This window comes from Micromonospora sp. Utrum1 (assembly GCF_057197805.1).
In genome coordinates this window covers 1,061,153-1,075,225 of sequence record NZ_CM170071.1, presented here as the reverse complement: position 1 = coordinate 1,075,225, position 14,073 = coordinate 1,061,153, and the positions used below count along the sequence as shown (strand labels likewise).

10 protein-coding genes are annotated in these 14,073 nt (G+C 73.5%); 6 read left to right on the top strand and 4 right to left on the bottom strand.

The genetic code is table 11. From position 1 onward, the window contains the following. Nucleotides 1-59: 59 nt before the first annotated feature. Nucleotides 60-974, top strand: a complete 915-nt coding sequence (locus AC0OLQ_RS05410; RefSeq protein WP_484530422.1) for a cyclase family protein — start codon at nucleotides 60-62, stop codon at nucleotides 972-974. Between the two features lie 45 nt (nucleotides 975-1,019). Here AC0OLQ_RS05410 and AC0OLQ_RS05405 read toward each other — a convergent pair whose 3' ends face one another. After that, a complete protein-coding gene (locus AC0OLQ_RS05405) occupies nucleotides 1,020-1,613 on the bottom strand; it encodes a PadR family transcriptional regulator (protein ID WP_484530421.1) in 594 nt (197 codons plus the stop codon). An 89-nt stretch (nucleotides 1,614-1,702) separates the two neighbouring features. On the opposite strand from AC0OLQ_RS05405, the gene AC0OLQ_RS05400 reads away from it, so the two are divergent. Next, on the top strand, nucleotides 1,703-2,875 hold the full coding sequence (locus AC0OLQ_RS05400; RefSeq protein WP_484530420.1) for an FAD-dependent monooxygenase: 1,173 nt from the start codon (nucleotides 1,703-1,705) through the stop codon (nucleotides 2,873-2,875). On the opposite strand, the gene AC0OLQ_RS05395 is transcribed toward AC0OLQ_RS05400, so the two are convergent. Then, the gene (locus AC0OLQ_RS05395) at nucleotides 2,869-3,909 is read right to left on the bottom strand and encodes a S66 family peptidase (RefSeq protein WP_484530419.1); all 1,041 of its coding nucleotides are present in this window, start codon (nucleotides 3,907-3,909) and stop codon (nucleotides 2,869-2,871) included. The genes AC0OLQ_RS05400 and AC0OLQ_RS05395 overlap by 7 nt on opposite strands. A gap of 85 nt (nucleotides 3,910-3,994) precedes the next feature. On the opposite strand from AC0OLQ_RS05395, the gene AC0OLQ_RS05390 reads away from it, so the two are divergent. Together AC0OLQ_RS05390 and ppc are read left to right on the top strand one after the other, a co-directional pair. Further along, nucleotides 3,995-5,032: a hypothetical protein gene (locus tag AC0OLQ_RS05390; RefSeq protein ID WP_484530418.1), complete on the top strand. Its 1,038-nt coding sequence runs from the start codon at nucleotides 3,995-3,997 to the stop codon at nucleotides 5,030-5,032. A 123-nt stretch (nucleotides 5,033-5,155) separates the two neighbouring features. After that, a complete protein-coding gene (gene ppc / locus AC0OLQ_RS05385) occupies nucleotides 5,156-7,942 on the top strand; it encodes a phosphoenolpyruvate carboxylase (protein WP_484530417.1) in 2,787 nt (928 codons plus the stop codon). Nucleotides 7,943-8,004: 62 nt separating this feature from the next. On the opposite strand, the gene AC0OLQ_RS05380 is transcribed toward ppc, so the two are convergent. Continuing rightward, complete coding sequence (locus tag AC0OLQ_RS05380) at nucleotides 8,005-8,859, bottom strand: hypothetical protein (protein WP_484530416.1); 855 nt, start codon at nucleotides 8,857-8,859, stop codon at nucleotides 8,005-8,007. A gap of 55 nt (nucleotides 8,860-8,914) precedes the next feature. Here AC0OLQ_RS05380 and rmuC point away from each other — a divergent pair, with 55 nt between their 5' ends. Together rmuC and AC0OLQ_RS05370 are read left to right on the top strand one after the other, a co-directional pair. Next, nucleotides 8,915-10,093 carry a DNA recombination protein RmuC gene (gene rmuC, locus AC0OLQ_RS05375; RefSeq protein WP_484532277.1) on the top strand — a complete coding sequence of 393 codons (1,179 nt, stop codon included), beginning with the start codon at nucleotides 8,915-8,917 and terminating at the stop codon, nucleotides 10,091-10,093. A gap of 147 nt (nucleotides 10,094-10,240) precedes the next feature. After that, a complete protein-coding gene (locus AC0OLQ_RS05370) occupies nucleotides 10,241-13,543 on the top strand; it encodes a S8 family serine peptidase (protein WP_484530415.1) in 3,303 nt (1,100 codons plus the stop codon). Nucleotides 13,544-13,619: 76 nt separating this feature from the next. On the opposite strand, the gene AC0OLQ_RS05365 is transcribed toward AC0OLQ_RS05370, so the two are convergent. Then, nucleotides 13,620-14,072, bottom strand: coding sequence for a hypothetical protein (locus AC0OLQ_RS05365; RefSeq protein ID WP_484530414.1), 453 nt, complete (start codon nucleotides 14,070-14,072; stop codon nucleotides 13,620-13,622). Between the last annotated feature and the right edge of the window lies 1 nt (nucleotide 14,073).

Below are 14,073 nucleotides of genomic sequence, written 5' to 3'. Positions count from 1 at the left end.
GGGCGGGGACCCTGGGATGGATCTTGACGGTCCCGGGTGGGCGTGGTGCGGTGGGGCGCATGACGGGTGAGTATCGGGCGGTGTTCGACGCCGAGGTGACCTTCGCGAACGGCGGCGGGTTGCGGACCGACGGCTTCCGGCTGGACGTCCCGGGCCCGGAGATCACCGACGACGAGCTGGCCGCGCTCCTGGTCCGGCACCTCGGGCTGCTCATGGTGGGTGAGGTGCGGATCACCAACCGGACGGTCGTCGAGGAGCCGCACAAGGGCGGTCGCGGGGTGGCCGCCCCGGCGGCCGGCGGGCGGCGGCTGGTCGAGCTCAGCCACGTGATCACCGACGGCATGGTGACCCTGCCCGGCTGGCAGCCGCCCCGGATCACCGACTGGCTGACCCGCGAGGCGTCCCGGGAGCGGTACGCCCCGGGCGTCGAGTTCCACGTCGCCCAGATCGACATGATCGCCAACACCGGCACCTACGTGGACGCGCCGGCGCACCGCTGGGCGGACGGCCCCGACCTGACCGGCGTTCCGCTGGACCGCCTCGCCGACCTGCCCGGGGTGGTGGTCCGGGTGCCGGCCGGCACCACCCGGGCGGTGGACCGGCTGCTGCTCGCCCCGTACGAGGTGGCCGGCCGGGCGGTGCTGCTGCACACCGGCTGGGACGCGCACTTCGGCACCGACCGCTACGCCGGGCCCGACGCGCCCCACCTGACCGCCGACGGCGCGGACTGGCTGGTCGAGGCGGGGGCGACGCTCGTCGGCATCGACTCGATCAACATCGACGACATGACCCCGGCGGCGGCCGGACAGCGCCCCGCGCACAGCACCCTGCTCGCCGCCGGGGTGCCGATCGTCGAGCACCTGACCAACCTGGGCGCCCTGCCCCCGGAAGGGTTCCGGTTCACCGCCGCCCCGCCCCGGGTGGCCGGCATGGGCACCTTCCCGGTCCGCGCCTTCGCCGTCGTCGCCGGCTGACCTCAGCCGGTCGCGCTCCGCGCGGCGCGGAACCGCTCGCGGCGGTCAGGCCGGCTCGGCGGGCGGGGGTGGGGGCGCCGACCAGGTGAGTCGGCCGCTACGCAGGTCCTCGACGACTGAGCGCAACCACAGTTCCTCGGCGGCGGCGACCGCGTCCAGGTGCTCATCCTCCAGGTTGAAGACCCGGGGCAGGTCGGCGTGCGCGGCGAGCGCGGCGGCCCGCTCCTGCCGGGCTCGCCCGATGCGGTCGGCACGCCGTTCCAGCAGCTCCGCCGCCTCCGCCGGGCTGATCATCGCGAGGTGTGACAGGGCCGCCGGGAACTGTGGGAACTCCTGCTTCGGCTCGACCAGCATCGCCCTCAGCCACGTACGGGCGACCCGCCGGCCGGCGTCGGTCAACTCGTAGACGGTGCGTTCCGGGTAGGCCTGCTCCCGGCCGGTCTCCCGCACCGCGATCAGGCCGTCGGCGTGCAGCCGCTCGATGGTCCGGTAGAGGCTCGCCCGCTGCCCCACGTTGACCACCTGGTCCTTGCCCCACTGCTTGATGAGCCGCTGCACCCCGTACGGGTGCAGGGGCTCGTGGTGCAGCAGGGCCAGCACGGTGAGGGCGAGCGGGGAGCTCCGGGCAGCGGTGTCCATGCCAGCGATTCTAACCATCGAGACTAGTTGACACGGACTAGTTTCAGTGAAACTATTCTCGTTGTTACGCGACCGGAGGGAGTTGGCAGATGGGCACGGTACGGACGGCAGCGGTGATCGGCGGCGGCATCGGCGGCACGGTCGCCGCGATGGCACTGGCCCGAGCGGGCATCGAGGCGACGGTGCACGAGGCGTACCCGGGCGGGGCGGACGGCGTCGGAGCGATGCTGAGCCTCGCCCCGAACGGCCTGACGGCGCTGGGGATCGTCGGGGCCGAGGAGGCGGTCCGGGCGGCCGGCCACGCGGTCCCCGGCGTGGTCATGGCCGACGGCGCGGGAAACCGGCTGACCGAGTTCCACGGCTTCCCCGGGCTGCCCGCCACCCACGTGATGGCCCGCGCCGACCTGTACCGGGCGCTGACCGCACAGGCGCTCGCCCAGGGCGTGAAGATCGAACACGGCAGGCGCCTCGTCGGGGCCGAGGACACCCCGGACGGGGTCACCGCCGTCTTCGCCGACGGCAGCACCGCCCGCGCGGACGTGCTGATCGGCGCCGACGGCATCCGCTCCACCGTCCGGACCCTGATCGACCCGAACGCGCCCGGGCCCGAGTACGCCGGCGTGCTCGGCTTCGGTGGGCTGGTCGCGGAGGACGTGGCACCCGCCGAGCCCGGCACCATGTACTTCGCCTTCGGCAGTTCGTTCATCGGCTGGTGGCGACTGCCCGACGGGCAGCTCTGCTGGTTCGCCAGCCTCCCCCGTACCGAGCCGCTCACCTGGGCGGAGGTCCAGCGGATCCCGGCGGAGCAGTGGCTGACGCGGCTGCGCGAGCGCTATGCGGGCCACGTTCCCGGCGAACGGCTGCTGGCGCACACCGCGCCCGACACCCTGATGGCGACCGGGCCGATGGAGCGCATGCCGTCCGTGCCGCACTGGCACCGGGGACGCCTGGTCCTCGTCGGCGACGCGGTCCACGCACCCTCGTCCAGCTCCGGGCAGGGCGCCTCACTGGCAATCGAGAGCGCCGTCGAACTGGCCCGTTGCCTGCGCGACCTGCCCGACCACAGCGCCGCGTTCGGCGCCTACGAGCGGCTGCGCCGGAGCCGGGTGGAGCTGATCGGGGGCAACGCGGCCGCCACCAACCGCGCCAAGGCCGGGCAGGCGGGCGCCCGGCCCGCCATGCCCACCCCGGAGCAGATGTTCGGCCCCGTCCACCGCCACCACATCGACTGGCACGCCACCGTGCCGCGGGAGGTTCAGTAGCGCACCGAGATCCGGCGCTCGACCGCGTCGACCCGGATCTCCCCGCCGTACGGGATGATCAACTGCGGGTCGGTGTGGCCCAGGTCGACGTCGAAGACCACCACCGGGTCGTCCGTGTAGTCCGCCAGCGCCCGGAGGATCGCCTCGCGTTGCGCCTCGCCCCAGGCCCGCCGCTCGTCCAGGGTGTGCGGCTTGTCGAAGTCCCACGCCTTGGGCCGGCCGACCACGATCGCCGGGAAGGCGGCGAGCAGCCCCCGCTCACCCAGGTTGCGCACGATCCGGAAGACCTCCCGCGCGCCGGGCAGCTCGTTGGAGGTCTCGAAGACCAGCACCGACCCGGCCAGCTCGGCCGCCGACGGCACCCGGTCGGCGGCCGTCAGCCATCCGATGATCTCCAGGCAGCCGCCCCAGGTCCGCCCCTGCACCACCCGGGCCGGCCCGTGCCAGCGCCAGCCCTCGCCGGGGAACATCACCGGCTCGTCGGCGAGGGTCGCCGGGTCCCGCCAGTCGCGCGGCTCGTCGCCCCACTCCGGCGCCGGGGTCAGCTCGTACCAGCCGGAGGTGAAGAGGGCGGCGCGCAGCGAGTCGAAGGTGAGCGGGTGCGGTGCGCCGGACCGGCCGAGGTGCACCAGCACCGATCCGCCGTGGTAGGCGACGATCCCCAGCCGGTAGAGGTGGTTGAGGACGTTGGTGTTGTCGGAGTATCCGTAGTAGGGCTTCGGGTTGGCGCGCAGCACCGCGTCGTCGAGGAACGGGGTGACCGTGATCAGGTCGTCGCCGCCGACCGTGGCCAGCACCGCGGTGACGCTCGGGTCGGCGAAGGCGGCGGTCAGGTCCCGCGCCCGGTCCCGCGGGTCGGCCCCCATCTGCCGGGTGGTCGGATACTCCACCGGCTCCAGCCCGAACTCCTCCCGGAGCCGGCGCAGGCCCAGCTCGTGGACGTGCGGGAAGAGGCCCGGCAGGCCGGCGGAGGGCGAGACGACCGCGACCCGGTCGCCCGGCTTCGGCTTCGGGGGGTAGCTGGGCAGCGTCATGATCCGAAGCTATCGGGCCGCGCCAGCGAATTCCCCCGGGGGAAAACCGTCCGGATCCGGCATATCCGGGCAATATTCTGAGCGCGTGGACGAGGCGCAGCGGGACCTCACGGTACGCGACTGGCTGCCCCGCACCGCGGCGCTGCTGCTCGGCACGCTCGCCCTGGCCACCGCGTTCATCGCCGCGTACGTCGGCGCGCTGCACCAACCTCGGCCCCACGACGTGCCCGTCGGGGTGGTCCTCGGTGACCAGCGCGCCCAGGCGGTTCTGGCCGCCGTCCGCCAGCGCACCGACAAGATCGAACCCATCGAGTACGACGACCCGGCCGCCGCCGACGACGGCCTGATCGGCCGCGACGTGTACGCGGTGCTCACCTCCGGCCCGGACAACGGCCTGCGCCTGGTCACCGCGAGCGCCTCCGCCCCGGCCGCCACCGACCTGGTGATCCAGGTGCTCGGCCAGGCCGCCCGGCAGGCCAACCTGCCGATCCAGGTCACCGACGAGGTGCCGGTGCAGTCGACCGACCCGCGCGGCCTGGTGCCCTTCTACCTGGCGATCGGCTACGTGCTCGGCGGCTACCTGGCCTCCACCGCCCTGGGCCTGCGGGTCGGCACCGCACCGGTCACCCTGCCCCGGGCCGGGCTGCGGATCGCCGCCCTGGCGGTCTACTCGGCCGTGCTGGGGATCGTCGGCGCCACCGTCGTCGGTCCGGTGCTCGACGTCTGGCACCACGACATCCCGGCGGTCGCGGCGGTCGGCGCGCTGGCCGTCTTCGCCGCCGCCATGGTGGCCGCCGCCGTGCAGGCGTGGCTCGGGCTGCTCGGCACCGGCCTCGTGATCCTGCTGCTGGTGGTGCTCGGCAACCCCGGCTCGGGCGGCATCTACGCCCCGGAGTTCCTGCCGGCCTGGCTGCGCGGCATGCACCTGTGGAACGTGCCCGGCCTGACCACCGACCTGATCAAGTCGGCGGTCTACTTCGACCGCAGTTCGATGGGCTGGACGCTGACCGGGCTCACCCTCTGGACGCTGCTCGGGCTCCTCGGGCTGGTCACCGCGACGATCTTCCGGGCGCACCGGCGCGCGGCCCGCGCCCGCCCGGTCGCGCCGACCGCCGATGACTGAGCCGCCCGGTACGTCCCAGAGTGCAGATCATCACGCGGTCCCCCTCCTGCCGCCGGGGCCCGCGCGGATACCATCCAGGGAGTCGGACAGCGCTGTCCTTCGTACTCGCGTAAGGAGCGCACCGTGACCGACCAGCACGACCACGACGGCCCCGACGCCGCTCTCCGGGCCGACATCCGCCGCCTCGGCACGCTGCTCGGGCAGACCCTCGCCCGGCAGGAGGGCCGGCCGCTGCTCGACCTCGTCGAGGAGATCCGCGCCCAGGTCCGCTCCGACCCGCCGGCCGCCGCCCAGCGCCTCGGCGGGCTCGACGTCACCACCGGCACCAAGCTGGCCCGGGCCTTCTCCACCTACTTCCACCTGGCCAACATCACCGAGCAGGTGCACCGGGCCCGCGACCTGCGCCGGCGGCGGGCCATGCACGGCGGCTGGCTGGACCAGGCGGCCAAGATGATCGCCGAGCGCGGGGTGCCGGCCGAGGAGATCGCCGCCGCGGCCCGCCGGCTCGCGGTACGCCCGGTCTTCACCGCCCACCCCACCGAGGCGGCCCGCCGGTCCATCCTGTCGAAGCTGCGCGCCGTCGCCGACGAGCTGGACGCCGAGACCGCCAACGCGATTCTCTACGGCGCCAGCGACGAGGGGCCGGCCAACCGGCGCCTGGCCGAGCTGCTCGACCTGATGTGGCAGACCGACGAGCTGCGGCTTGACCGGCCGGACCCGACCGACGAGGCCCGCAACGCCATCTACTACCTGCGCGACCTGCACGCCGAGGCCGCCCCGCAGGTCCTCGACGACCTCGCCGACACGCTGCGCACCCTCGGCGTGGAGACCTCGCCGACCGCCCGCCCGCTGACCTTCGGCACCTGGATCGGCGGCGACCGGGACGGCAACCCGTTCGTCACCCCGGCGGTCACCCGCGAGGTGCTGCGCATCCAGCACGAGCACGGCATCGAGGCCACCGAGAAGGCCATGGACCAGCTGATCAACGAGGTCAGCGTGTCCCGCCGGCTGCGCGCGGTCTCCCTCGACCTCTCCGCCAGCCTCGCCACCGACCTGGACGCGCTGCCCGAGGTGGCGCCCCGGTTCCGGCGGGTCAACGCCGAGGAGCCCTACCGGCTCAAGGCCCGGTGCGTGAAGGCCAAGCTGGCCAACACCCGGGAGCGGCTGCGCGCCGGCACCCCGCACGTGCCGGGGCGGGACTACCGCGGCTCGGCCGAGCTGATCGCCGACCTGGAGCTGCTGCGCGCCTCGCTGGCCCGTAACTCGGGGCAGCTCACCGCCGTGGGCCGGCTCGCCTCGACCATCCGTACGGTCTCCGCGTTCGGGCTGCACCTGGCCACCATGGACGTCCGAGAGCACGCCGAGAAGCACCACGAGGTGCTCGCCCAGCTCTACACGGCGGTCGGCGAGGTCTCCGACTACCCGTCGCTCACCCGGCTGGAGCGCACCAAGCTGCTCGCCGACGAGCTTGCGGGCCGGCGTCCCCTATCCACGCAGGACAGCCCCCTCACCGAGAGCGCGCAGAAGACCTTCGACGTGTTCGGGACGATCCGCGACGCGCAGGACCGGTTCGGCGCCGAGGTGATCGAGTCGTACATCATCTCGATGACCCTGGGCGTCGACGACGTGCTCGCCGCAGTGGTGCTGGCGCGCGAGGCCGGCCTGGTCGACGTGCACAGCGGCCGGGCCCGGATCGGGATCGTGCCGTTGCTGGAGACACCGGCCGAGCTGAACGCCGGCGGCGAACTGCTCGACGAGCTGCTGTCGCTGCCGGCCTACCGGGCGCTGGTGGCGGCCCGCGGCGACGTGCAGGAGGTGATGCTGGGTTACTCCGACTCCAACAAGGAGGCCGGCATCACCACCAGCCAGTGGTCCATCCACCGGGCTCAGCGCGCGCTGCGGGACGTGGCCGCCCGGCACGGCGTACACCTGCGGCTCTTCCACGGCCGGGGCGGCACGGTCGGCCGGGGCGGCGGCCCCACCCACGACGCCATCCTGGCCCAGCCGTACGGCACGCTCGACGGCGCGATCAAGGTGACCGAGCAGGGCGAGGTCATCTCCGACAAGTACACGCTGCCCGCGCTGGCCCGGGAGAACCTGGAGCTGACCGTGGCGGCGGTGCTCCAGGCGACGCTGCTGCACACCGGGCCCCGGCAGCCGGCCGAGATGCTGGAGCGCTGGGACGCGACCATGGACGTCGTCTCCGAGTCGGCGTTCCGGTCCTACCGGTCGCTGGTCGAGGACCCGGACCTGCCGGCCTACTTCTGGGCCTCCACCCCCACCGAACTGCTCGGCGCGCTGAACATCGGCTCCCGGCCGGCGAAGCGGCCGAACACCGGCGCCGGGCTGTCCGGCCTGCGGGCCATCCCCTGGGTGTTCGGCTGGACGCAGACCCGGCAGATCGTGCCCGGCTGGTTCGGCGTGGGCTCCGGGCTGGCCGCCGCGCGGGCGGCCGGGCTGGAGGACGTGCTCGCCGAGATGAACCGGAACTGGCACTTCTTCCGCACGTTCCTGTCGAACGTCGAGATGATGCTGACCAAGACCGACCTGTCCATCGCCCGGCGCTATGTCGAGACGCTGGTCCCGAGGAAGCTGCACCCCATCTTCGAGAAGATCGAGCAGGAGTACGAGCTGACCAAGCAGGAGGTGCTGGCGATCACCGCCTCACCCGCCCTGCTGGACAACTCGCCCGTGCTCCAGCGCACCCTCGCCGTGCGGGACACCTACCTGGAGCCGCTGCACCACCTCCAGGTGGCGCTGCTGCGCCAGTACCGGGAGTCCGGCGCCGCGGGCCGCGCGGTGGCCACCGCGCCGGGCGGCCGCCGCGCCCCCAACGACGGTACGGCGCTGGAGCGGGCGCTGTTGACCACGGTCAACGGCATCGCCGCCGGCATGCGCAACACCGGCTGACCCCGGTCGACGAGGAAGGCCCCGGTCGAGCCGACCGGGGCCTTCGTCATCCGTGAGCCGGGCTACCAGTCGCCGCCGCCACCGAAGTCGCCGCCACCGAAGTCCCCACCGCCGAAGTCGCCGCCGAAGTCCCCGCCGCCGTAGTCACCCTGGCCGGCGGCGTAGTCGCCCTGGCCGGCGAGATCCTGACCCTGGTCGCCGTAGTCCTGACCCTGGTCGCCCTGGTCCTGGCCCTGGTCGCCGTAGTCCCCGCCCTGGTCCTGGCCGTCGTTGAAGCCCTCCTGGTAGCCCGCCTCGTAGCCGTAGCCCGGGTCGGCGAACGCGGGCGAGAAGAGCGCGTCGGCGATCAGGATGCCGCCGAGCACGCCGGCCCCGGTGCCGAGCGCGGTCTTCCACCACGGCGTCGAGTACCAGCCGGCCGGCACCGGGCGGCCCTGCCAGTTTCCGCCCGGGTAGTAGTAGGGAGTCTGGTTTCCCGGCTGGGGGCCGGCCCGGTAGGTCTGCCCCTGCACGTTGACCTCGCGCTCCTTGGTGAGCATGCCCGCGCCGCGGGCGGCGGCCAGCGGGGGCAGGTCCGGGCCCGGGTCGATGCCCAGCGCGGTCCGCGCCGCCCGGATGTACGCCAGCCCCTCCAGCGCGGTCTCCCGGGCCAGCGCGAACTGGTGCGGCGTGCTCGCCTGCTCCAGCTGGGAACCGGCGGCGTTGTAGCGCTCGCCCGCGTCGGCCAGCGCCTGGCGGACCGCCGGGGCGTCGCCGTGCAGGTTCATCAGCTGCCCGCCGAGCCGCTCGTACCAGCGCTGCGCCTCAGCGCGGGCGTCGGCCAGCTCGGTGGCCCGCCGGGACCTGCTCCCCCACCGCCACAACACCAGTGCACCTCCGAGCATCAGGATCAGGACCACCCACAGGGCAACCTCCATGACCTCGAACGTACCCAGCGGGCGCACGTCGTACCCGTTTGGCAAGCTCTTCGGCATGAGCTTCTCGACGCTGGCCGTGGTGGTGCTCTGCCTCGCCGCGGGCGGCGCGGTGGGCTGGCTGGCCGCCCGGTCCCGCTCGGCGACCGAGATCGCCCGGCTGGAGGCGACCCTGGCCGCCACCCGGGAGGGTGAGGGGCGGCTGGAGCAGTCGATGCGGGCGCTCAGCTACGAGGCGACCGCGCAGTCCCAGGAGGCGGTGGCCCGGGCGGTGGCGCCGCTGCACGACACCCTCCGCCGCTACGAGCAGCGGGTCGCCGAGCTGGAGCGGGACCGGGTCGACGCCTACGCCGAGCTGCGGGAACAGGTGCGGTCGATGAGCGCGGTCTCCGGCGAGCTGCGCACCGAGACCAAGCAGCTCGTCGCGGCGCTGCGCGCCCCGCAGGTGCGCGGCCGCTGGGGTGAGCACCAGCTCCGCCGGATCGTCGAGGCGGCCGGCATGCTGGAGCACTGCGACTTCAGCGAACAGGTCACCGCGGCCACCGAGCACCAGGGGGTCCGCCCCGACCTGGTGGTCCGGCTGCACGGCGGCCGGACGGTGGTGGTCGACGCCAAGGCGCCGTTCGAGGCCTACCTGACCGCCATGGAGGCGCGCGACGAGCGGGGGCGGGACACCCACCTCGACGCGCACGCGCGGCACCTGCGGGCGCACGTCGACGGGCTGGCCGCCAAGACCTACTGGGCGGCGTTCGACCAGACGCCGGACTTCGTGGTGCTGTTCGTGCCGGCCGACCCGTTCCTCGACGTGGCGTTGCAGCGCGATCCGTCCCTGCTGGAGCACGCCTTCGCCCGCAACGTGGTGCTGGCCACGCCCGCCACCCTGGTGGCGCTGCTGCGCACGGTGGCCTACTCCTGGCGGCAGGAGGCGCTGGCCCGCAACGCGGCCACCGTCCACTCGCTGGCCCGCGAGCTCTACGGGCGGCTGTCCACCCTGGGCGACCACGTCGGCAAGCTCGGCGGGGCGCTGAGCGGGGCGGTCACCGCCTACAACCGGGCGGTCGGCTCGCTGGAGGCGCGGGTGCTGGTCAGCGCCCGCAAGCTGGCCGAGCTGGGCGTGTCGGACCAGGAGCTGGCCGCCCCGGCGCAGGTCGAGCTGGCCCCCCGCCAGCCGCAGGCCCCGGAGCTGGTCGAGGGCATGTCCACATCGGCCGAACGGCCGGCCCGCATCGACGGTTGACACACGGCACGTGACGATGACGACCGATCCTAGTCACGGACTGGTCACAACCTACTTCGGAGTAGTGACACCGACAGGGCCAGGCCGAAGGATCACGGTCACGTGTGCCCTGTTTCTGTAGGGCCCTGTTCTCTGGAGGAAGAGAACGTGAGTCAACCCCGCAACCGGAGCAGGCGTACCTCCGCCGCGCTCTTCGCATCGGTCCTGGCGGCCGGCGCCATGACCGTCGGGGGTGGCGCCGCGACCGCGAGCGCAGCCCCCGCCGCCGCCCCCGACGCCTCGCAGCCGACCGCGGCCGAGACGCTGGGCGCCCACGACGCCAAGCTGCTGGACGAGGCGGAGGCGAAGCACGCTCCGACCGTCACCCTGATCATCGCCGCCAAGAAGGGCGCGGCCAAGAAGGTCGCCGACGGGCTGGCCGGCCTGGGCGCCTCGGTGAGCCAGCGCTACGACCAGGTCGGCTACGTGCTGGCCAAGGTCCCGACCGCGAAGGTCCTCAAGGCCGCGACGCTCCCCGGCGTCTCCGCCGTCGACCTCGACGAGACCATCAAGCTCCCCGACCCGGCCCCCGAGGCCGCACCGGCCGGCGCGAAGACCGCCGAGCAGGGCGAGGCCCTCGCCGGCCCCGGCGCCGACACCGGCGCCGTCAACCCGTACATGCCGACCAACGAGACCGGCGCGGAGGCCTTCAAGGCCGCGCACCCGGAGTGGGACGGCCGCGGCGTCACCATCGGCATCATGGACTCCGGTGTGGACCTGGACCAGCCGGCGCTGCAGAAGACCACCACCGGCGAGCGCAAGATCGTCGACTGGGTCACGGCGACGGACCCGCTGGAGGACGCCTCCTGGCGCGCGATGGCCAGCGACGTGGCGGGCCCCTCGTTCACCAACACGCTGGGCACCTGGACCGCGCCGGCCGGCGCCTACAAGTTCAACGTCTTCCGCGAGAACATCACCGCGCTGGACGACGCGCGGGGCGACGTCAACCGCGACGGTGACACCACCGACTTCTGGGGCATCCTCTACAACCCGGTGAACGGCGACATCCGGGTCGACGCCAACCAGAACAACGACTTCACCGACGACGAGTCGATGCGGCCGTACAAGGAGAAGTTCCAGGTCGGCCACTTCGGCATGGACAACCCGGCCACCGCGGTGCGCGAGCAGATCCCGTTCGTGGTCGAGTACCGCCGGAACGTGGACATCGCGCCGGCCGACGGCCAGGCGGGCCCGTACTACGACTACGTCAACATCGGCATCATCGAGGCGACCCACGGCACCCACGTCGCCGGCATCACCGCCGCCAACGACATGCTGGGCAACAGCGCCCTCGACGGCGCCGCCCCGGGCGCCAAGCTGGTCTCCGCCCGGGCCTGCTCGTGGGGCGGCGGCTGCACCGCCGCGGCGCTCACCACCGGCATGGTCGACCTGGTGGTCAACCGCAAGGTCGACGTGGTCAACATGTCGATCGGCGGCCTGCCGGCGCTGAACGACGGCGCCAACGCCCGCGCCAACCTCTACGACGAGCTGATCACCACCTACGGCGTGCAGATGTTCATCTCGGCCGGCAACTCCGGCCCGGGCCTGAACACCGTCGGCGACCCGTCGGTCGCCAGCAACGTGGTGAGCGTGGCCGCGAACGTCAGCAAGGACACCTGGCTGGCCAACTACGGCTCGGTGGTCCGCAAGCAGAACGCGCTGTTCAACTTCTCCTCGCGCGGCCCGCGTGAGGACGGCGGCTTCAAGCCCAACGTCACCGCCCCCGGCTCGGCCATCTCCACCGCGCCGACCTGGCAGCCCGGCAACCCGGTCCCCGAGGCCGGCTACCCGCTGCCCCCGGGCTACCAGATGCTGAACGGCACCTCGATGGCCTCGCCGCAGGCCACCGGAGCCGCCGCGCTGCTGCTGTCGGCGGCCAAGGCGACCGACAAGGGGGTCACCCCGGCCGCGCTGCGCCGCGCCATCTACACCTCCGCCAAGCCGATCGCGGGCGTTCCGACGTACGCGCAGGGCTACGGCATGTTCAACGTGCCGGGCGCGTGGAACCTGCTGGCCGCGGGCGTGCAGACCCGGACCTACACCTCCGCGGCCCCGGTCTGCACCGAGCTGTCGGGGAACCTGACGAAGTACAACAAGGACTCCGGCGTGTTCGAGCCGAACCCGAACGTGGGCACCGGCATCTACAACCGCTGCGCGGCCGGTGAGGGCGGGCAGAAGGTCAAGGAGAGCCGCTACTACGAGGTCAAGCTGACCCGCACCAGCGGCCCGAACAAGGGTCTCAAGCACACCGTCGCCTTCCGCGGCAACGACGGCACCTTCTCGGCCCCGGCGGTCGTGTGGCTGCCGCTCAACAAGACCGTCACCGTCAAGGTGAAGGCCAAGCCGCTGACCGCCGGCGCGCACGGCGCGATCATGACCGTCGACGACCCGGCCACCTCGGTGGTCGACTTCGAGGTCGCCACCGTCGTCGTCGCCCCGACCGCGGTCTCCGCCCCGGCCTACTCGTTCTCCGCGGAGGGCTCGGTCGAGCGCAACGGCTTCACGTCGTACTTCGTGACGGTTCCGGAGGGCGCGGGCGCGCTCCAGGTCAACCTCTCCGGCATCGCCACCGGCTCGCAGACCCGGTTCCTCGCCTTCAACCCGTACGGCGTGCCGGTCGAGAGCACCGCGAGCACCGCCTGCTACACCAACTTCTCCGACGCCGCCGCCTGCAAGCCGCAGGAGCGGGACTACCAGAACCCGATCCCGGGCGTCTGGGAGATCGAGGTCGAGGCCCGGCGTACCTCGCCGGCGCTGGACAACCCGTTCCAGCTCCAGGCGCGGGTGCAGGGCATCACGGTCGAGCCGGCCGTGGTCGAGCTGCCGTCGGTGACCGCCGGCACCCCGACCGAGGTGAGCTGGGGCCTGACCAACACCTTCGGCCCGGTCCAGGTGACCGGCGTCGGCGGCCCGCTGGCCAGCGTGCACGCCGAGCGGCCGAGCATCGCTCAGGGCGGTCGCCAGGAATACACGGTCGACGTCCCGGCGGGGGCCGCCTCGTTCACCGCCCGGATCGGCAACCCGTCCGACCTGAGCGCCGACCTGGACCTGTCGGTCTTCCTCGGCGCGACCCGGGTGGGCCAGTCGGCCGACGGTGACTCGGAGGAGGCGGTCACCCTGTCCAACCCGGCCGCCGGCACCTACCGGGTGGTCGTGGACGGCTACGCGATGAGCGACCCGACCACCGCGTACGACTACCGCGACTCGTTCGCCGCCCCGGCGCTGGGTTCGCTCTCCGCCCCCAGCACCCCGCTGGCCCTGGCCAACGGCGCCACCGCCACCCTGACCGGTACGGTGACCGCCAAGTCCAGCCCGGCCGCCGGCCGGGAGCTCTACGGTGACCTGGCCGTCACCACCATCGAGGGCGCGGTCGTCGGCCGCGGCTCGGTGGAGATCGGTGCGGTCAACTGACCCGCTGACGCCAGGAGCCCCGCCCCCACCCGGGGGCGGGGCTCCGCCGTTTCCGGCCCGGGTTCCCCGGTGCCGGTCAGGCGCGGCGGGCGGATTCGACGACGAAGGGGGTGCCCTGCTGGCAGGTGGTCATCATGCCCGGCTCCGCGCGGCCGGTGACCTCGACCCGGGCGCCGGGCTTGAGCAGGTCGCGCGGGCCGCCGATCAGCAGGTTGTCGTCGATCAGCAGGCAGTTCGGCTCGACGCCGGCGCGGATCGTCCCGGTGAGGGTGGTGGCGCCGGGGCCGGGCGGCTTCGACGGGCCGCCCTTCCAGGTGGGATTCGGGCGGCTCGGGCCGACGCTGGGGCCGGGGTCGGGCTGGCTGGTCACCGGGGCGGCTCCTGTCGGGCTGAGGCCGGGATCGGGCTGGCTGGTCACCGGGGTGGGCCCCGTCGGGCTGGGGCCGCCGGGCTCGCTGCCGGGGCCGGCGCAGGCGGTCAACGCCGCGCCGGCGAGCAGGGCGACGAGCACCGTCCGAGGAGTCTTCATG

Bases quoted from the DNA above. Each gene is read 5' to 3' on its own strand.
- AC0OLQ_RS05380 (WP_484530416.1), bottom strand. From the start codon at position 8,859: ATGGAGGTTGCCCTGTGGGTGGTCCTGATCCTGATGCTCGGAGGTGCA.
- AC0OLQ_RS05395 (WP_484530419.1), bottom strand. From the start codon at position 3,909: ATGACGCTGCCCAGCTACCCCCCGAAGCCGAAGCCGGGCGACCGGGTC.
- AC0OLQ_RS05400 (WP_484530420.1), top strand. From the start codon at position 1,703: ATGGGCACGGTACGGACGGCAGCGGTGATCGGCGGCGGCATCGGCGGC.
- AC0OLQ_RS05410 (WP_484530422.1), top strand. From the start codon at position 60: ATGACGGGTGAGTATCGGGCGGTGTTCGACGCCGAGGTGACCTTCGCG.
- AC0OLQ_RS05365 (WP_484530414.1), bottom strand. From the start codon at position 14,072: ATGAAGACTCCTCGGACGGTGCTCGTCGCCCTGCTCGCCGGCGCGGCG.
- AC0OLQ_RS05405 (WP_484530421.1), bottom strand. From the start codon at position 1,613: ATGGACACCGCTGCCCGGAGCTCCCCGCTCGCCCTCACCGTGCTGGCC.
- rmuC (WP_484532277.1), top strand. From the start codon at position 8,915: ATGAGCTTCTCGACGCTGGCCGTGGTGGTGCTCTGCCTCGCCGCGGGC.